Here is an 18,602-nt window from a genome sequence, read left to right on the forward strand (position 1 = left end):
CGCCTCCAAGCGATACCCGGGGATCGTCCGCATCGGGGACCGTGAATTTAATAGCCGGACAGGGACCTCACGAGGTATGGAACGCGTAGATGTCGCGATCGTGGGCGGCGGGCCGGCCGGCTCGGCGGCGGCGCACGCGGCCGCGACCGGCGGGGCGGACGCCCTGGTCCTCGAGAAGGGAGTCCCCCGGGCCGACCGCGACCGCCTCGGTCCGGATTCGACCGACGCCGCCGGGATCTTGGACTACTGGGTGGACATCATGGGGATCCACCCCGACGAGTTCGACGACGGGGTCGTCCAGCGCGAGCTGAACCGCGCCGAGTTCCGCGGTCCCGACGAGTCCGCCACGCTCACTTCGACCGGCATCGACTCCTCGTATGACACGTTCGGGTACACCTTCCAGCGCGCGCGCTTCGACGACTGGCTCCGCGACCGCGCCGAGGACGCCGGCGCGGAGTACCGCGTCGGCACCTCCGTCCGCGGCGTCGACACCGACCTCTCGGCGGCGCCCGGCGACGGCGACCCGCGCCACAGTCTCGAACTCGCCGACGGGGGAATCGTCGGCGCCGACTTCGTCGTCCTCGCCGACGGCCCGCAGCGGACGGTGACGAACCGCGTCTTGGACGAGTACCTGCCCGCGGACGCGCAGGCCTCGGAGCGGCTGGCCTCCCGCACCGCGAACCACATCGCCTATCAGGAGTACCGGCGCGTCCCGGAGGCGGTGTTCGAGGAGGTCGATGACGCCCTCGTCTTCTGGTGGGGCGTGATGCCGGGCGAGACCGCATACCCGTGGATCTTCCCGAACGCGGACCGCGTCTGTCGGGTCGGGCTGACGATGCCGATCGGCCTCGACATCGACGAGGTCGACCGCGACGCGTACGCGCTGCTCGACGCGGACGACGAGTCGATCCCGCAGGGCGCCGAGTACATCCGGCGGCTCCTGGAGTGGCAGTACGGCGACGAGTACGACATCGAGGAGGACTTCCCGCTCGTCGAGGACGCCGGCAAGCGGAACGGGACGGAGACGTATCCGATCTCGTCGACCCGGCCGATCGACTCGCCGGTGGACGCGGGGGTCGCGGTCGCGGGCGGCGCGATGGGGACCACGTCGGCGTTCCACGAGGGCGGCGACCACGTCGCGGTCCGCACCGGCGCCATCGCGGGCGAGCTCGCCGCCGAGGGCGACCTGGCTTCATACAACCGCCGCTGGAAGGAGGCGATCGGCGACGAGGTCGTCCGCAACGTGACGATGGCCGACATGGTCGCCGACTACGAGCCGGACGACTGGGACCGGGTCATCGGCGCCGCGGACGCGATGCTCGCCGGCGAGGCGGGCGGGAGCCTGCTCTCGCAGCCGTACCGCTCCGGCTGGGAGTCGGCGAAGCTGCTGCTCGGCTACAAGTGGAACAAGCGCCGGGTGAAAAAGGAGTACGTCGGCATCGACGAGAGCGAGTACGTGTACTGACGTCAAGACGGATGCGACCCGTCCCGGCGACGATGAGCGAGTGCAAAACTCGAGGGCGACTTTACACCCTTTCACCGGCAAGCTAATCGCTTATTCGGCCGTCAGCTGTCCTCTCGGGTGGAATGTCCCTATCAGACACCGCCTCGAAGATCGACGGCCTGAGCGACGAGCAGCGCGAGTGTGTGGAGAACTGTACCGAGGCCGCGACGGTCTGTGAGTGGTGTGCCGACGAGTGCCTCGGCGACGCCGACATGGAGGAGTGCGCCCGGCTCTGCCGGGACGTCGCCGACCTCACGTCGCTGCACGCGCGGCTGATGGCCCGGGGTTCGAGCTACAGCGCCCAGCTCGCGCAGACGTGTGCCGACGCCTGTGAGGAGTGCGCCGACGAGTGCGAGCGCCACGACGCCGACCACTGCCAGGCCTGCGCGGAGGTCCTCATACAGTGCGCCGAGAGCTGTCGCCGGATGGCGAGCGCGTAACCGAACGACCGACGAGGGCTCCTATTTTTCATCACCAACCCGCCCGCAGCCGCGGAGGATCGCCAGACGAGTCTCACCGGATGACAACCCGAGAGAGCCGATCCAACGCGGAGACCGGCCGTCGAGGGTGGACGGAATGAATCCGATCTACCTCGTCGTCGGCGTTGCCTGTCTCCTGTCGGCCGTGATCGACATGCTCTGGACGACGCTGTGGGTCGACGGGAGGGCCGGTCCCCTCACTTCCCGGCTGATGTCCGGTACGTGGAAGCTGTTCAGGAGAGCGTTCGGTGAGCGCCCCCGCGTGCTCTCGCTTTCCGGCCCGGTACTTCTCGTCTTCGGGCTCGCGACGTGGATCGGACTGCTCTGGGGCGGCTGGACGTTCCTCTTCGCGGGCGGCGAGGAGAGTCTCCTCGACACGCGAAACGCCGGTCCGATCTCCTGGGCTGAGCGGTTCTACTTCGTCGGGTACTCGATCTTCACGATGGGGAACGGGGATTTCACGCCGAACGGCGCGATCTGGCAGGTCGCGACCGCGTTCACCACGGCCAGCGGGATGTTCTTCGTCACGCTCAGCGTCACGTACGTTCTCAACGTCCTCAGCGCCGTCACACAGAAGCGGTCGCTGGCGAGCAGCGTTCACGGGCTCGGTGAACGGAGTACGGATATCCTCGAAGCGAGCTGGGACGGCGACTCGTTCGAGGGACTGGACGTCCCGCTGAACCTGATCGCGACCCAGCTCGACACGCTGACGGCGAACCACAAGGCGTACCCCATCCTCCACTACTTCTTCACGCCGGAGACGTCGCAGGCGCCGGCGACCAACGTCGCCGTGTTAGACGAGACGCTCACGCTTCTCCGGTTCGGCGTCGATCCGGAGTGCCGTCCGAGTGAGCCGGCCGTCACGCAAGCCCGGTCGAGCGTTCGGACGTACCTCGATACGCTGGAGGACGGGTTCGTCGGACCGGCGTCGCAGCCCCCGCCCGCCCCGGATCTCGAACCGCTGCGCGACGGCGGGATCCCAACCGTCTCGGACGGGGAATTTTCCGACTCGATCGCGGAGGTGGACGAACGGCGTCGGTTCCTGCTGGGCCTCGTCGAATCGGATGCGCGACGCTGGCCCGACACCGGCGGCCGGTAGGAAGCCACCCGCGGGCCGTGCCCCGAGCAGCACGGCTCACCCGTACGTATCGATCTGCGCCGAATCGGAGCCGGTTTCCGCGGTTCGACAGCGCCTCTCCTACCGAATCACGGGCGCCGCTAACTCGACGGGCTCGGCGTCGATGCCCGCGACGTCGACCGGCTCGACCTCGTGGGTCGGCCACCGGCCCGTCTTCGTGAGCCGCTCAGTCAGATCGGACGTGACGAGGTGCGTGTCCTCGCTTTTCGTTCCGTGAACCGTCGGATTCCACGCGTATCCCATCGGCCGCCGAACCGGCTCGTCGCCGTCCGGGGTCGCGAACCACTCCCGTCCCGCGAACCCGGCGGCGCCGCCCTGGTGGTGACTCTCCCACTCGTCGGCGAAGCCGACCGCGTCGTACGCCCGTTGGATGGCCTCGAAGACGTCGCCGGCGGTGTCGGGGGCGGCGTCGCTGGGATCGGCGGCGCTGGGATCGGCGGCGTCCGCGGCGTCGCCGGCTCGCGAGAGCGTCCCGGCCGCGGCGGCCTCGGTGGCGCGGACCGCGGTCGCCGCGACGCGCGCCGCGGCGCGGTGGCGCTCCTCGAACCAGTCGGGGGCGTCGAAGGCGACGGTGCGCGTCATCGAGGCGTACAGCCCGGCGCGTTCGGCGGTGACCGACACGAGCGCGTAGTCGCCGAGCGCCGCGTCGGTCGGCGTGTAGTGGCGGTACGCCTGCGCGCGCTCCGCGCCGCCGACGAGGACCACCGGCGTGTCCACGTCGCGGGAGGCGAGCGAGATGTCGATCCCGGCCGCGACCTCGTACTCCGGGTCCTCGGGTTCGAGGTTCCGGCAGACGGTCTCGACGGCGGCCGTGACCTCGCGGCCCAGCTCGCGGTACCGCGCGACGTCGTCGTCGGTGAGCGGCTGGCGGAGGCTGCTCCCGTCGACGGCCTCGAAGCCGGGCACGTCGAAGTCGGCGGCCGCGGGGGCGGGCGAGCGCTCGGCGACCGCGTCGGCGAGCGAGTCGGCGTACCACGGGAACGACTCGACCGCGAACGCGTCCGGGAGCTCCTCGTCGGTGAGCCGGTCCGCCTCGATACCGTCGGTGATCACGCGGAGGTCGCCGTCGTAGCCGGCGGCGGCGACGCCCGTCGGCGCGTCTCCGTCGACGACGTTATCGCCGCCGGTGAGCCACGCGAAGCCGTTCGGGCGCGCGAACCAGACCGCTTCGAGCCCGCGCTCGTCGAGGTACGCGTCGAGCCTCTCCGTGCGGGCGACAAGGTCGACCATACGGACGGACTCTCGTCGAACGGGTAAAACCGGTCGAAACCCGTCGGCGCGCGGACGCCGGTCCGTGCGGGATCAGTCGCCCGCGACCGCGAGAGACGCGGGTATCGTCGCCGCGCCGTCTCCCGATCGGTTTCCAAGAACAGCCCCGGCGGGAGGCTCGAAACGAAAGGTTCAATTACGTCCCACGGAAACGACGAGATGCGTCAGTAAGCCCCTGCGGGTTGGTAGTCTAGTCCGGTTATGACACCTCCTTGACATGGAGGAGGCCGGCAGTTCAAATCTGCCCCAACCCACTCACTTATAAGCGAAAACCGCACGACGGCGAGCCGCGGCTTCCGCTCCGAACCGTCGGTTTCAGCGCGCCGGCGGACGCTAACCGATATGCCGACAGCCGATGGTATCAGATCATGGAGGATCGGACCCGGAGAGACATCGTTAGGGTCGGATCGACCGGACTGGTCACCGGCGTGGCCGGCTGTAGCGGAGCCGTTCCGGGCGACGCCTCACGACCGGCGGCGTGCCCCGCGACCGACTGGGCTCCGAGCGGCCGGAGCCGGTCGAACTAGAGGTCCACGAGGAGTTCACCGACTACGAGTGGACGACCCACGACGATACCGCGGTCATCAGGCGGTACGTCGAGGAGTTCTAGGTCCCTGGGAGCGCGGTGCTGACGGCGTCGGTCGCGGGGTGACCAATGCGAAGTTTCTTTTAGCTCACCCCGGAGGATACCGGTAGATGAGAGACCGAGGCGGTCGAGAGCCGGACGGGGGCGAATCGGCGGATTCGAGCGGTGAAACGGCTGATTCTCTCGCTCCGACGGCGTCTGAGCCGGCCGCCACGGTCGCCGGCGACGAGGCGCCGACCGGGCGGCTGGTCGTCGTCTGCGGGCTCCCCGGCGTCGGCAAGACGACCGTCGCCGAGCGGGTCGCCGCCCACGTCGACGGGCGGATCCGCCGGACCGACGTGATACGGAAGGAGCTGTTCGACGACCCCGAGTACACCGACGCGGAGACCGAGGCCGTCTACGCCGAACTCCTCTCGCGCGCCCGCGACGACGTCGACGCCGGCGACGCCGTCGTCCTCGACGCGACGTTCGCGGACGCCCGGTTCCGGGCGGACGCCCGCGAGACGGCCGCCGAGGCCGGAGTCGAGTTCGAACTCGTCGAAGTGGCCTGCGACGAGACCGTCGTCGAACGACGGATCGAGCGCCGCGACGGGATCAGCGACGCCGACTTCGAGATCCACCTCCACTTCAAGGAGCTGTTCGACGAGGTGGCGACCGACCACGTCGTCGTCGACAACTCCGGGACGGAGCCGGAGACGTTCGCGCAGGTCGACGCCGCGTTCGGCGGGGACGCGTTCGGCCAGGAGGCCGCGGGCGAGGAGACCGCGGGCGAGAACGCCTCTGTCGACCGCGGCGACCGGTCCGCCGCGGTCACCGACGCCGAGTAGTCGGCGTCGGCCCCGACGCCGGTGTCGTGCGAACAGATCGCATGACGGGGGCGCACACGCGTCTCCCACCACTTATACGGGCGAGCGCACTACGGATGGTATGAGCGAAGAATCCGGGCGGAAGAACCTCCGCATGCCCAACGACGACGAAGTGTTCGCCGTGGTGACGGAACACCTCGGCGGCAACCACGTTCAGCTGCGCTGCGCCGACGGCGAGGAGCGGCTCGGCCGGATCCCCGGCCGCATGAAGTACCGAACGTGGATCAGCGAGGGTGACGTGGTCCTCGCCGAGCCGTGGGACTGGCAGGACGAGAAGGCGAACGTCGAGTGGCGGTACTCGGACGAGGACGCCGACCAGCTCCGCCGCGAAGGTCACATCCAATAATCGACGAACGGCGCGACCGCGCCGCGTCGCCGTCAACCGTCTCCCTGCGGTCTCTTTCCGCTCCGACGCGGTCCGTTCGGGCGCCTGCTTGCCGGATCGGTGCGGAGTTTTCGAACGCCGATAGCGACCGCACCGGCCCGTATCGCGGCGTAGCCGGACGGAGGTCGCCTGTCTGCTCTATCGTAGTATTGTGAACACTATCCAAAACCATTATTACCGCGAGGCGCGTAGGTGTGGGTATGAGTTCGACAGAAGCCGCTCCCGCGGAACCGATCCAGCTGACCGACGCCGCCGCGTTCGACACGCACGTCACCGATAACGACGTGGTCCTCGTCGACTTCTACGCCGACTGGTGCGGCCCCTGTCAGATGATGGAGCCCGCGGTCGAGGCAGTCGCGGAAGACACCGACGCGGCGGTGCTGAAGGTCGACGTCGACGTCCACCAGGCGCTGGCCGGCGAGTACGGCGTTCAGGGTATCCCGACGCTGCTCGTGTTCGCGGACGGCGAGCCCGTCGAGCGCATGGTCGGCGCGCAGACCGAGCAGGCGCTGGCCGACGCGATCGGCGAGCACACCGCCTGAAACGCTCCCGAAGACGTCTCACACCGAACAATCCGGGACGCGGTCGTCGGCCGACCCGTCGCGGCCCGAGTCGCCGAAACCGACACCATGAGAACGATTCAACTCGACGACGACGGTATGACCCCGAGAGAGCTTCGCGCGGACGTCCCGGCACTCGGCGACGCGGCGTACTTCAACTTCGGCGCGCACGGACCGAGCCCCGAGTACGTCGTGGAGGCGGCCGCGTCGTTCGTCGAGGACCACGAGTACGGCTCCGCGACGACCGACCCGTACGAGTACGCGTTCGAGACGTACGACCGGGTGCGCGAGCGGATCGCAGCGTTCGTCGGCGCCGATCCCGAAGAGATCGCGCTGACAGAGAGTACGACCGACGGCATAAACCGCGTCGCCGGCGCGATCGACTGGGAGCCGGGCGACGTGGTCGTGCGGACCGACCTCGAACACCCGGCCGGCGTCCTCCCGTGGAAGCGCCTCGAACGGGAGGGCGTCGAGGTTCGCGTCCTCGAGACCGAGGAGGGCCGCGTCGACCGCGACGAGTACGCCGAGGCGGTCGCGGACGCCCGGCTCGTCTGTTTCAGCGCGATCACGTGGACCCACGGCACCCGCCTCCCGGTCGCCGACCTCGTCGAGATCGCGTCCGACGCCGGCGCGTTCACCCTCGTCGACGCGGTCCAGTCGCCCGGGCAGGTGCCGATGGACGTGCACGAGTGGGGCGCCGACGCAGTCGCGGCCGCCGGCCACAAGTGGACGCTCGGCCCGTGGGGCGCCGGCTTCCTCTACGTCGACCGCGACGCCGCAGCCGACCTCGCCCCACGCGCGGTCGGCTACCGGGGCGTCGAGGACCCGACCGGCGACGAGATCGAGTTCAAGCCCGCCGCGGGGCGCTTCGAGATCGGGACGACGACGGCCGCGGCCCACGTGGGCCTCGTCGAGGCGCTCGACGCGATCGACGCCGTCGGCCTCGATGCGATCGAGTCGCGGATCGCGTCGCTCACCGATCGCCTCAAAGACGGCGTCCCCGAGGACCGGCTCCACAGCCCGCGATCCCACGAGTCCGGGCTCGTGACGATCGACGTCGACGACCCGGAGGCGACCGTCGAGCGGCTCGGCGCGGAGGATATCGTCGTCCGGTCGCTGCCGCACCCGAACGGGATCCGGGCGTCGGTCCACGCAGTCTCGACCGAGGCCGAGGTCGACCGGCTGGTCGAGGCGCTGGAGCTGGAGTGGTGAACCGCGGGCGGGGTCGCTCAGTCCCGAGCCGGGGGCGGCCACGCGCCGCGCGACCGGACGCGTTTTAGCGCTCGGCGCGCAAGACCGGGCATGGGATTTCATACGTTCGACGCCGACGGCGCCGATCGATTGGAGCGACCGGCGGTGCGGTATCGCTGGGTCTCCGCCGAGGAGGTCGTCGGTCCGTTCGCGGCCGACGCGTTCGGCGTTCTCGCCGACCTCGGGAGCGGCACCGGCTTCTACACCGACGACGTCGCCGAACACGCCGAGACCGTCTACGGCGTCGACGTCCAGTCCGAGATGCACGAGTACTACCGCGAGAAGGGCGTCCCCGAGAACGTCGACCTCGTCGCGAGCGACGTGTCGGACCTCCCCTTCGCGGACGGCGAGCTCGACGGCGCGTTCTCGACGATGACGTACCACGAGTTTGCGAGCCCGGACGCGATCGAGGAGGTCGCCCGCGTCCTCCGCTCGGACGGCCGGTTCGTCGTCTTCGACTGGTCGGCCGAGGGCGACGGCGAGCACGGGCCGCCGGTCGACGAGCGGTTCGCGGTGGACGACGCGCGCGACGCGCTCGCCGACGCCGGGTTCGACGTCGAGCGCGCCGAGGCGCGGACAGAGACGTTCGGCGTCGTCGCGCGGTCGCCGTAATCGCTCGGCGTCTGGCGCTTCGAAACCGCCGTCTCAGTCGCGGTTTCGAACGTTCATGAAGAAATACCGTTAGGTGCGTTCGGCCCATAGACGAGGTATGTCCGTTCGTCACCGATCGGTCGCGGTCGCCGCGTTCGCCCTGCTCGCGACGCTCGCCGCCCGGCCGGTCGCGGCCCACGTGGACTACGTCACCGAGGACTCGGGCGATCCGCTCGACGCGGTGGCGTTCGTCGCGGAGGTGCTCTCCGACCCGTTCAACGCGGCGCTTTTCGCCGGGTCCGGGCTCGTCGCGGTCGCCGGACTGGCCCTCTACCTCTGGATACGCCCCACCATCGTCGACATCGTCGTCCTGCGCGAGACGCTCGCCGGCTACGGCGACCTCGTCCCGTGGATGCTGCGGCTGGCCGTCGGGCTCCCCCTCGTCGGCGCCGGCTTCCAGGGGTACCTGTTCGCGCCGACGCTCGCGTTCGACCCAGGCGCGAGCCCCCTCCTCCGCGTGCTCTTCATCGGGCTCGGCTTCGCCGTCCTCTTCGGGCTCGCGACGCGGATCGCGTCGGTCGTTGGCCTCCTGGCCTACGCGTGGGTGTTCCTGGCCGTCGACCCGCTCGTCGTCCTCGCGGTCGAGTATGTCCCCGTGTTCATCGCGCTGGCGATCCTCGGCGGCGGACGGCCAAGCGCCGACGACATGCTGCTGGCGGTCGCGAGCACGCCGGACTCGTACTACGGCCGGATCGACCCGGTTCACCGGCTGAAGTCGTCCCTCGACGAGGCGAGCGGCTCGCTGCGGCGCTACGTCCCCACAGTGCTTCGGGTGGGGATGGGCGTCTCGTTCGTCTACCTCGGGCTGATCCAGAAGCTCGCCGACCCCGCCAGCGCGCTACAGGTCGTCGAGAAGTACGACCTCACCGCCGTGGTGCCGGTCGACCCGGGGCTGTGGGTCGTCGGCGCCGGCGTGACCGAGGTCGCCGTCGGCCTCGCGCTGATCGCGGGCTTTTTCACCCGCGGCGCGGCCGCGCTCTCGTTCGTGCTGTTCACGACGACGCTGTTCGGCCTCCCGGACGACCCGGTCCTCGCTCACGTGGCGCTTTTCGGCCTCGCGTCGGCCGTCTTCACGCTCGGGTCCGGACCGCTCGCGTTCGACCGCTGGTTCGGGCGACCCGCGCTCAACGACGAGGAGCCGGTGGCGGCGGCCGACTGACGACCCCCGGCTCGGTCGGCGGTTTTTAAGTCGCTCTCGCGCGGTGAGGGTAGTATGCGCGTGGACCTCGGCAACGCCCTGGAGACGACCCCCGGGCTCACGACGGCAACGCTGGACAGGCTCGACGACCGCGTCGCGGCCGCCCACGAGCGGATCGCGGCCGGGATGGCGGACGACGAGTTCGGGTACGCCGCCCTGAATCTCCCCGAGACCGCGGACCCGGACGCAATCTACGCCGCGGTCGACGAGTTCGACCGCCCCGAGGCGGTGCTGACGGTGGGTATCGGCGGGAGCGCGCTCGGCGCGGCGACGCTGTCGAACGCCCTGTCGGGCGACGTGGACGCGTACGTCCTCGACAACGTCGACCCCGACGACGCGCGGGCGCTGCTCGACGACCTCCCCCTCAACGACACCGTGATCAACGTGGTCTCGAAGTCGGGGACGACCGCGGAGACGCTCGCGAACTTCCTCGTCGTCCGCGAGGCGATGGCCGACGCGGGCGTCGATTGGACCGAGCGCACCCTCGTCACCACGGGCGAGGCGGGGAATCTCCGGCAGCTGGCCGACCGCCACGACCTCCCCTCGCTGCCGGTCCCGGACGGCGTTCCGGGGCGCTTCTCCGTGCTGTCGACGGTCGGCCTCGCGGTCGCCGCGCTCCAGGGCCACGACGTCGAGGCGGTCCTCGCGGGCGGCCGCGACGGGATGGCCGCGCTCTCGGGGTCGCTGTACGAGTCGCCCGCGTACGCCTACGGGGCGGCGACGTACGCGCTCGCGGAGCGCGGCGCGCTCACCAACGCCGTCATGCCGTACGCGGAGTCGCTGGAGACGTTCGCGGAGTGGTTCGCCCAGCTGTGGGCCGAGAGCCTCGGGAAGGACGGGCTGGGGCAGACCCCGGCGCGTGCGCTCGGCGCGACCGACCAGCACTCCCAGCTCCAGTTGTACCGCGCCGGCCCGCCGGACAAGCTGGTGACGCTCGTGCGCCCGATCGAGCGCGAAGAGGTGCCGATCCCGGAGACCGATCTGGACGGCCTCGCGTACCTCGGCGGCTCGTCGCTTGGCGGGCTCCTCGACGCCGAGTTCGAGGCGACCGAGGCGAGCCTCGCGGCTGCCGACGTCCCGAACGTGCGCGTCGAGATCGACCGCGTCGACGAGCGGGCGCTCGGCGAGCTGCTGTTCGGCATGGAGGCGGCCTGCGTCCTGTACGGCGAGCTCGCGAGCGTCTCGACGTTCACGCAGCCCGCGGTCGAGTGGGGGAAGAAGGCGGCCCGCGGACTGCTCGGCGGCGGCGACTTCGCGGAGGCCGACGCGGTCGACGAGAAGCGCGAGCTGCGGATCGACTGAAACCCGAACCGCGAGTCGGCATCGACGCCGACGATCCCCTTCCGGTGCGTCTAAAGCCCCGCGAGCCGTGTCCCCGGCAATGAGCGACGACCTCTCGGCCTCGGCGGTCGGCGAGCGGGTGTTCCGGGTCGCGAGCGCGCTGTTCGCGATCGTGTTCGCGCTCCTCGTCGCGAGCGCGATCACCGCGCCGGGCGCGGACCTCGCGGCCTCCCTCGGGCTGGTGTCAGAGGGCACGACCGGCTACCAGCTGCTTCAGACGCTGCTCCAGTTCGGCGGGTTCGCGCTCGCGGTCGCCGGCTACCTCGCGATCACCGGTGAGTGGGGACTCGCGCGGGTCTCCCGCCCGGACGCTCGCGAGGCGGCGATCATCGTCGGCGGGGGGATCGTCCTCTTCGCGTTCCAGTACGGCGCGCTGTTCGCGCTCGATCAGGTCGGGCTCTCGACCGGCCAGAACCGAGCGGTCGTCCCGGCGGGCGACCCCGTGGCCTACTACCTCGCGATGATCGCCGTGTCACTCGCGGTGGTCGGCCCGGTCGAGGAGCTGCTGTTCCGCGGCGTCGTCCAGGGCGGCGTTCGGCGCGCGTTCGACGCCGTCCCCGCGGTGCTCATCGCGAGCCTCGCGTTCGGGCTGATCCACCTTCCCTCGGTCTCCGGAACGCCGGTCGAGCAGTGGGCGTACGTCGGCGTCGTCGTCGTCCTCGGGTCGGTCCTCGGCGCGCTCTACGAGTGGACGGACAACGTGGTGGTGCCGGGACTGGTCCACGGCATCTACAACGCGATCACCTACGCGTTGCTGTTGGCGGAGACGCTCTGAGGGCGGACGCGACTGTTCTGAAACGCGATCATTCCGATAGAATCTCTGCGGTGGCGCGTGCCTGCGAGCGGCCGACAGGCCGCGAGCAGCACGCGCGAGGGACGCGGCGACCGCAGGGAGCCGCGAGGCTGGGGAGGCGTGCGGTGCGGTCGCGGTGCTGTACGGGGGGGACTCAAAGGGGCAGCCGCGCGGCCGCCGCAGACGACGCAAGCACCGCAGTGAGTGAGCGAAGCGAACGAACGAGGAGCGCAGCGAGTGTGCGGCGGCCGCGCGGCTGGGGCTTTGGAGGTGTTTTCTGTCGATTCGCTATCAACCATTTATAACTAAGCGGCTGGGGCTTTGGAGGTGTTTTCTGTCGATTCGCTATCAACCATTTATAACTAAGCGGCTGGGGCTTTGGAGGTGTTCTCCGCCGAACCGGAATGGGTGGTTTATAAGCAGCGGCTGGGGGTACAGAAGTCCGAAACGACGGTACTGGCAGCTAGTTACGTATAATCGATGGCAGCTCAGTACGTCTCCTTCCCCCATCGCAGGTCGTCGTAGGTGGCCTGCTGGTCGCTGCCGAGGCGCTCCTCGAACTTCCGGCGGAGCGCCGCCTTCTCGGTCGCGGAGATCCGCGCCAGCTCGTCCGCCTTCGCGACCGGCTCCGGCGGGCCGCGGGTCGCCGCCACCTCCGCGAGGACCTGCCGGGTGAGCCGCTCGCGGGTCGCCGCGTCGCAGGTGAACGCGTACGGCGCCTCCAGCTTGTACGTCACGTCGGTCCGGGGGTCGTAGACGACGGTGAACGTGGGCTCGTACAGCTCGGGGTCGAGCTCGCGCTCGACGCCGAGCGCGTCGCCGTCGGCGGCCATCGGCGCGTCCGCGCCGCCGCGGCTGCGGAACCACGTGGTGAAGGTGAGGTCGTCGTCGAGGCGGGCGCCGCGGTCGGCGGCCGGATCGTCGTCGGTGAACGTCCCACCGGTATCGGCGCCGCCGTCCGGCTCGCGCCGCTCTAACAGCCGGGTAAAAAGCGCCGTGTCGTCGGGCCACGGCGACTCGACGCCGGCGCGCGAGAGCGCTCGGACCGCGGCCCCGCTCGCGGGGTTCTTCACGAAGCCGGCCAGCGGCACGTCGCGCTCGACGAACCGCTCGACGAGGCGAACGTACTTCTCTATCACCGCGCGGGGCTTCGCCTCGCGGGCGAGCACGCCGAGTTCGGGGTCGCGGTCGGCCCACGTGAACAGCTCCTTCGGGTAGATGGGGCCGTCGAGGACGAGGAGCTCGTCGACCGCGTCGGCGTGGTCGAGCGCGTGGGTCCCCTCGGCGAGGTACAAGGCGAGCGCGTGGACGACCCGCTCCGCGTAGCGGTTCACCCGCGGGACGTGGAGCACGCGCTGGCGGGTGTGGCCCTCGTCGCGGCGGGTCCACTCGCTGTCGAAGCCCGCGGTCGAGTCGCCGGCGTGGACGGTGGCGACGATGGTGCGGTCGCGGTGGAGGTCGAGGTCCGTGGGCGAGCTCGCCATCGCCGCGTGCGCGACGTCGACGACGAGTCCGTTTTTGAACGTCGTCGGGTTGATCGTTCCCGAGTCGAGGCCGTGGACCGTCTCGAACGGGCGCTCGGTGAGCGCCACGTCGTCGATGGCGGCCCGGCGGCGCTCGTGGTCGCCGAGCGCCTCGATCACGACGCGGCCGTCGCGGCGCAGTTCGGGGAGCCACTCGCGCCACACGCGCTCGGCGAGGTCGTCGTGGTCCGTCGCGTCCACGTCGCCGCCGATGCCGTACGCGAGTTGGGCGATGTTCTCGACGTGGATCGGATCGAGCGTCACGGGCGTACCGCGGACCGGACGGATATAAAACTCGTCGGCCGCGCGGTCGGCGCTGCGACCCCTCCGACGGTCACGGACGGAGGGGAGGGACACTCCGGGTCGGCCACTGAACTGATTCGGCCTCCGTAAAAAGAAGCAAAGCACGTGGGATACCGAAAGTGTTGGCCAGAGATTGTGTTCAACATATTATCACTTATCGACCCACCGTACGGCGATATCAGCGATAATACTTGGAGGCGATGGGTTTTTAAATGATACGACAACCGTCGCGTATGGCAGAGACTGCGACCGAGACTGGCTCGGGGGTATCGGGCGGGCTGACCGCGAGCGTCCGGGAGGTGATCCGCTACATCCCCGACGGCACCTCGATGCCGGAAGAGATGTGGAAGCCGCGCCACAGGAACATTCTGATCGTCATCGCGGTCCAGCTCCCGTTTCTGATCGGCCTCGGCCTCTATCAGGGGACGGAACCGATCAGCGGCGCGCAGATCCCGGCGACGCCGCTCTGGATGCTCGGGGCGATCGTCGCGATAATCGGCGGATTCGGGCTGCTCGCCGCCTGGCCGCGGTTCGACCGCCGGACTCGGACCCTGCTCGCGACGTTCAGCGGGCTGACGGTCTCGATGGCGCTCGTGAAGCTCTCGGGCGGCTACATCGAGGCGCACATCCACTTCTTCGTGTTCATCGCCGTGGTGGCGGTGTACGAGGACTGGCTCCCGTTCGCGCTCGGGATGACGTACGTCGCGGGCGGTCACGCGGCCTTCGGGCTGATCGACGCCAGCCTCGTCTACAACCACTCGGCCGCGATCGAGAACCCGATCGTCTGGGGCGGGATCCACGCGGCGTTCATCACCGCGCTGGCGGGCGCACTGATGATCAACTGGTACTCGATCGAGAAGTCGCGCGAGGCGGCGCGCGAGCAGCTCGAACTGGCGGAGCAGAAGCAGTCGGAGATACAGGACGTCGAGGCGGCGAAAGCGGAGGTCGAGGAGCGGCGCGAGGAGGTCGAGCGGCTGAACAGCCACCTGGAGACGAAGGCGGACGAGTTCAGCGCCGCGATGGACCGGGCGGCCGACGGCGACCTCACCGTCCGGCTCGACGCGGCAAGCGAGAGCGAGGCGATGGCCCAGATCGGCGAGGCGTTCAACGGCATGATGGACGACATCGACGAGGCGATGGGCGAGGTCCGGTCGTTCGCGCAGGACGTGTCGGCCGCGAGCGCGAACACGGTCGAGGGCGTCGAGACCGCGGCCGACCGGAGCGAGACCGTCAGCCGGTCCGTCACGGAGATCGCCGAGGGCGCCGACGAGCAGCGCGAGATGCTCCGGCAGGTGTCCGACGAGATGAACGACCTCTCGGCGACGATCGAGGAGGTCGCCTCCTCGACGCAGACCGTCGTCGAGGTCGCCGAGCAGACGGCCGACATCGCAGACGACGGCGAGGAGACCGCCGAGGCCGCGATCGAGCGCGTCGAGGAGTCCCGCGAGGCACTCGACTCCGCCGCGGGAACCGTTCAAGAACTCGACGAGCGGATGGAGGACATCGGCGAGATCGTCGACCTCATCGGCGACATCGCCGAGCAGACGAACCTGCTCGCGCTGAACGCGAACATCGAGGCCGCCCGCGCCGGCGGGAACGGCGGCGGGAGCGACGGCTTCGCGGTCGTCGCTGACGAGGTGAAACAGCTCGCCGAGGAGACCCAAGACGCCGCCACGGAGATCGAGGAGCTCATCGGCGCCACGCAGTCGCAGACCGACGGGACGGTGAAGGCGGTCCGGAGCGCCGAGGAGAACATCGCCGCGGGCGCCGAAGCGGTCGACGACGCCGCGGACGCGTTCGCGCGGGTGTCCGACAACGCCGGGGAGGCCGGCGAGGGGATCCGCGAGATCAGCCGCGCGACGGACGACCAGGCGGCCAGCACGGAGGAGACCGTCTCGATGGCCGAGGAGGTCGCGGAGATCAGTCAGACGACCGCCGACGAGGCCGACGCGGTCGCCGATGCCGCCGACGAGCAGCTGACCGCGATGAACGAATCGACCGTGGAGGCCGGCTCGCTCGCGGAGCAGGCGGAGCGGCTCGGCGCGCTCGTCCGCGACTTCGACGTCACCGACGAGGGGGTCGACACTGGCGGCTCGCCCGGTCCCAACGTCGCGGTCGGCGACGGCGGCCAGCCCGAGTAGTCGACGCCGCGCGACGCGGACTCTTTTCGTGAACCGGCGCCGGCCGTCGGCTACTCGTCGTCCGACGCGTTTCGGACCGCGGTGAGGACCGGCAGCGCGCGTTTCACCTGCGCGCCGTCTTCGACGAACACCAGCGTGCGCGGCGGGTGGACCGTCTTCGGTCGAACGCGGAGGTCGACCTCACCCGCCGCCGTTGCGGCCGCGTCCGGGGCCGCGATCGCCTCGATCCGCGCGCGGTCCGGCTGGACGTACACCTCGGCGACGGGTTCGGCGGACTCGTCTCCGCCGAATTCGTCCGCCGAGTCGCCGCGCTCGCGGACGATCCGGTAGGCCAGCTCGCCGTCCGCCGTCGGCTCGACGTCGGGGTCGGCGTCGGCGACCGTCAGCCCGCGGAGGTCGCTCTCGTTGCCGGTCACCTCGGAGGCGAGCAGCTGGGCGATCCGGACGCCGTCGGTGAGACGGTCCGTGACCATCTCAGACCCCCTCCGAGTCGTCGGCGGCGCTCTGAACTCCCGTTCCGTCGACCGCGTCTGCGGCGAGCTCCTCTCGCACGTCGGCCGCGAGCCGGTCGACCGCGGCGCCCTGCTCGCGGGCGTAGAGGACCGCGGCCGCCTCGATGGTGACCGCCAGCGCGCGCTGGCGCTCGTTGATCGCGGCGACCGCCCGCTGCTTCTCGACGCCCGCGGCGACGATGGCGTCGAGCGCGCTCTCGAAGGTTGACTGCTCGCGGAGGACGGACTCGTCCGGGGTGAACCCCTCCGGGACGGTCACCTCGGCCGGGTCGAACTGCGGGACCAGGTCGCCGTCCTCGGACGCGAGCAGCCCGCGACCGACCGCGACGTCGACGAGCCGCTTCGCCTGGTCGGGCGAGAACCACTCCCGCTCCAGCGACAGCGCGACGACGAACTCCCCCTGCCCGAGCCGGTCCTGCGCTCGGGTCTTGAACGGGGCGGCGACGGCGACCTCCAGACTCATGTGGAACGGACGGCCCGGCGGGCGCGTAAACGTGTCGAACGCGGGCTCGCCCGGACCGCACGGGCCTCAGTCGTCGCTGCCGGGCGCGGCGGCGGCGCCCTCGCTCGCCTCGGCGCCGCCGTCGGCTGGGACCGGGTTCGCGTCGATCGTGTACCCGGTCGCGGCCATGGCGAAGAGCACGAGCGGCGAGAGGAACGCGAACAGGTAGTAGGGCGCGTACTCTACGGTCGGCACGCCGGTGGCGCTCGCCATGAAGACCGCGCCCGCGTGCCACGGGAACAGCGCGCCGGTCGGCGTCCCGGCGGCCTCGACGGCGCGGGAGAGCTGGTCGGTGTCGAGTCCGAACTCGTCGTAGGTGTTCCGCAGCGTGACGCCCGGGAGAACGATGCTCATGTACTGCTGGGAGGTGAGCGCGTTGATGAGGATCGCTGAGACGCCGGTCCCCGCGACGAGCGCGCCCGAACTCTTCACCGACGACGTGAACGCGTGGGCGATCACCGCGAGGACGCCCGTGCGCTCCAGAATGCCCCCGAGCGACAGGGCGGCGACGACGACCGTGATCGTCCACGCGGAGCCGGTGAGCCCGCCGGTCGCGAGGAGATCGTTCACCGTCGTGGAGGACGACTCCGGCGCGGTCCCGGACATGAATATCTCCCACGCGGCGACGAAGCCGGTCCCCTGGAGGAGGATCGTCGTGAACGCGCCGGCGAACACGCCGGCGACGAGCGTCGGGAGCGCCGCGTAGCCGCGCAGCGCCAGCCCGAAGGTGACGACGAGCGGGACGAAGGCGAGGACCGTGATCGCGTATGTCTCCGTGAGCCCGCCCTGGATCTCGGCGATCCGGCCCGCCGGAATGGTCCCGCTCGTGCGCAGGCCGAGCGCGGCGAAGCCGAGGACCGCGAGGCCGAAGGCGATCGCGGTGCCGGTCCGCATCCGGCGGATGTGGCCGTACAGGTCGGTGTTGGTGACGCCGGCCGCGAGGTTCGTGGTGTCGGAGAGCGGCGACTGCTTGTCGCCGGCGTACGCCCCCGAGAGGACAGCCCCGACCGTCATCGGCGCGGGGACGCCGAGTCCGGCGCCGATGCCGACGAAGGCGACGCCGAGCGTCCCCACCGTGGTCCACGAGGAGCCGATGGCGAACGCGACGACGGCCGCGAGGACGGCGGCCGCCGGGAGGAACGTCGTCGGCGAGAGGATCTCCAGCCCGTAGTACATCAGGCTCGGAATGGTGCCGGCGCTGACCCACGTCGCGATCAGCCCGTAGATGGTGAAGATGATGAGGATCGCCTGTAGTCCCATCACGAGTCCGTTCGCGATGCCGTCGAACAGCTCGTCCCAGTCGTAGCCGAGCCACAGGCCGAACGCGCCGACGAAGGCGATACTCCAGAGCAGCGGCGGGTGCGGGTCTAAGCCGAGGACGGCCGAGCCGATACCGAGGAACGCCACGACGGCGAGGACCGGGACCAGCGCCGCCGCGAGGCTCGGGCGACGGTCCGGGTCGAGGTCGTCGTACGCCGTGGGCGTGAACGAGCGTGCCATGCGCCGCTGTATTCCTTTGAAGCATAAGAACGTCTCGAAATATGAGCGAAGAAGATAACGATCGTTCGTCTATCTTTCCGGTCGACGGCGCCGGCGGGCC

At 70.3% G+C, this 18,602-nt stretch carries 18 protein-coding genes and 1 tRNA gene; 14 read left to right on the forward strand and 5 right to left on the reverse strand.

The window, feature by feature from the left end:
* Positions 1–76 precede the first annotated feature (76 nt).
* The 3 genes from F3H13_RS06665 to F3H13_RS06675 all read left to right on the forward strand — a co-directional run bounded on the left by F3H13_RS06665 (position 77) and on the right by F3H13_RS06675 (position 3,082).
* A complete protein-coding gene (locus F3H13_RS06665; RefSeq protein WP_149798260.1) occupies positions 77–1,465 on the forward strand; it encodes an NAD(P)/FAD-dependent oxidoreductase in 1,389 nt (462 codons plus the stop codon).
* A gap of 122 nt (positions 1,466–1,587) precedes the next feature.
* Positions 1,588–1,944 (forward strand): four-helix bundle copper-binding protein, encoded by a 357-nt coding sequence (locus tag F3H13_RS06670; protein WP_149798261.1) that lies wholly within the window; start codon positions 1,588–1,590, stop codon positions 1,942–1,944.
* Between the two features lie 136 nt (positions 1,945–2,080).
* Complete coding sequence (locus tag F3H13_RS06675; protein WP_149798262.1) at positions 2,081–3,082, forward strand: potassium channel family protein; 1,002 nt, start codon at positions 2,081–2,083, stop codon at positions 3,080–3,082.
* A 99-nt stretch (positions 3,083–3,181) separates the two neighbouring features.
* On the opposite strand, the gene F3H13_RS06680 is transcribed toward F3H13_RS06675, so the two are convergent.
* Positions 3,182–4,351 (reverse strand): M24 family metallopeptidase, encoded by a 1,170-nt coding sequence (locus tag F3H13_RS06680; protein ID WP_149798263.1) that lies wholly within the window; start codon positions 4,349–4,351, stop codon positions 3,182–3,184.
* A gap of 218 nt (positions 4,352–4,569) precedes the next feature.
* Between F3H13_RS06680 and F3H13_RS06685 the strand changes: the two genes are divergently transcribed.
* The 10 genes from F3H13_RS06685 to F3H13_RS06730 all read left to right on the forward strand — a co-directional run bounded on the left by F3H13_RS06685 (position 4,570) and on the right by F3H13_RS06730 (position 12,003).
* Positions 4,570–4,644, forward strand: a tRNA-Val gene (locus F3H13_RS06685).
* Between the two features lie 224 nt (positions 4,645–4,868).
* Complete coding sequence (locus F3H13_RS16510) at positions 4,869–5,000, forward strand: hypothetical protein (RefSeq protein WP_262488591.1); 132 nt, start codon at positions 4,869–4,871, stop codon at positions 4,998–5,000.
* 86 nt (positions 5,001–5,086) lie between these two features.
* Positions 5,087–5,803 (forward strand): AAA family ATPase, encoded by a 717-nt coding sequence (locus tag F3H13_RS06695; protein ID WP_149798264.1) that lies wholly within the window; start codon positions 5,087–5,089, stop codon positions 5,801–5,803.
* Positions 5,804–5,903: 100 nt separating this feature from the next.
* Positions 5,904–6,188, forward strand: a complete 285-nt coding sequence (locus F3H13_RS06700) for a translation initiation factor eIF-1A (RefSeq protein WP_006112429.1) — start codon at positions 5,904–5,906, stop codon at positions 6,186–6,188.
* Between the two features lie 239 nt (positions 6,189–6,427).
* Positions 6,428–6,769: a thioredoxin gene (gene trxA, locus F3H13_RS06705; protein WP_149798265.1), complete on the forward strand. Its 342-nt coding sequence runs from the start codon at positions 6,428–6,430 to the stop codon at positions 6,767–6,769.
* Positions 6,770–6,856: 87 nt separating this feature from the next.
* The gene (locus F3H13_RS06710; protein ID WP_149798266.1) at positions 6,857–7,999 is read left to right on the forward strand and encodes an aminotransferase class V-fold PLP-dependent enzyme; all 1,143 of its coding nucleotides are present in this window, start codon (positions 6,857–6,859) and stop codon (positions 7,997–7,999) included.
* Positions 8,000–8,089: 90 nt separating this feature from the next.
* Positions 8,090–8,650, forward strand: a complete 561-nt coding sequence (locus F3H13_RS06715; RefSeq protein WP_149798267.1) for a class I SAM-dependent methyltransferase — start codon at positions 8,090–8,092, stop codon at positions 8,648–8,650.
* 97 nt (positions 8,651–8,747) lie between these two features.
* On the forward strand, positions 8,748–9,848 hold the full coding sequence (locus tag F3H13_RS06720) for a DoxX family protein (protein ID WP_149798268.1): 1,101 nt from the start codon (positions 8,748–8,750) through the stop codon (positions 9,846–9,848).
* Between the two features lie 54 nt (positions 9,849–9,902).
* Entirely contained in the window at positions 9,903–11,189 is a 1,287-nt protein-coding gene (locus F3H13_RS06725) for a glucose-6-phosphate isomerase (protein ID WP_149798269.1), read from the forward strand.
* 79 nt (positions 11,190–11,268) lie between these two features.
* Positions 11,269–12,003, forward strand: coding sequence for a CPBP family intramembrane glutamic endopeptidase (locus F3H13_RS06730; RefSeq protein ID WP_149798270.1), 735 nt, complete (start codon positions 11,269–11,271; stop codon positions 12,001–12,003).
* 506 nt (positions 12,004–12,509) lie between these two features.
* Here F3H13_RS06730 and F3H13_RS06735 read toward each other — a convergent pair.
* Positions 12,510–13,808: a DNA double-strand break repair nuclease NurA gene (locus F3H13_RS06735; RefSeq protein ID WP_149798271.1), complete on the reverse strand. Its 1,299-nt coding sequence runs from the start codon at positions 13,806–13,808 to the stop codon at positions 12,510–12,512.
* Positions 13,809–14,080: 272 nt separating this feature from the next.
* Between F3H13_RS06735 and F3H13_RS06740 the strand changes: the two genes are divergently transcribed.
* The gene (locus tag F3H13_RS06740) at positions 14,081–15,988 is read left to right on the forward strand and encodes a methyl-accepting chemotaxis protein (protein WP_149798272.1); all 1,908 of its coding nucleotides are present in this window, start codon (positions 14,081–14,083) and stop codon (positions 15,986–15,988) included.
* A 50-nt stretch (positions 15,989–16,038) separates the two neighbouring features.
* Here F3H13_RS06740 and F3H13_RS06745 read toward each other — a convergent pair whose 3' ends face one another.
* The 3 genes from F3H13_RS06745 to arcD form a co-directional block, all read right to left on the reverse strand.
* Positions 16,039–16,461 carry a hypothetical protein gene (locus F3H13_RS06745; protein WP_149798273.1) on the reverse strand — a complete coding sequence of 141 codons (423 nt, stop codon included), beginning with the start codon at positions 16,459–16,461 and terminating at the stop codon, positions 16,039–16,041.
* 1 nt (position 16,462) lies between these two features.
* On the reverse strand, positions 16,463–16,963 hold the full coding sequence (locus F3H13_RS06750; RefSeq protein WP_188128014.1) for a DUF2240 family protein: 501 nt from the start codon (positions 16,961–16,963) through the stop codon (positions 16,463–16,465).
* Between the two features lie 66 nt (positions 16,964–17,029).
* Positions 17,030–18,502 (reverse strand): arginine/ornithine antiporter ArcD, encoded by a 1,473-nt coding sequence (gene arcD, locus F3H13_RS06755; RefSeq protein WP_149798274.1) that lies wholly within the window; start codon positions 18,500–18,502, stop codon positions 17,030–17,032.
* Positions 18,503–18,602: the final 100 nt, after the last annotated feature.

Origin of the sequence: Halorubrum xinjiangense, assembly GCF_900102375.1 — an archaeon.
Classification (GTDB): domain Archaea; phylum Halobacteriota; class Halobacteria; order Halobacteriales; family Haloferacaceae; genus Halorubrum; species Halorubrum xinjiangense.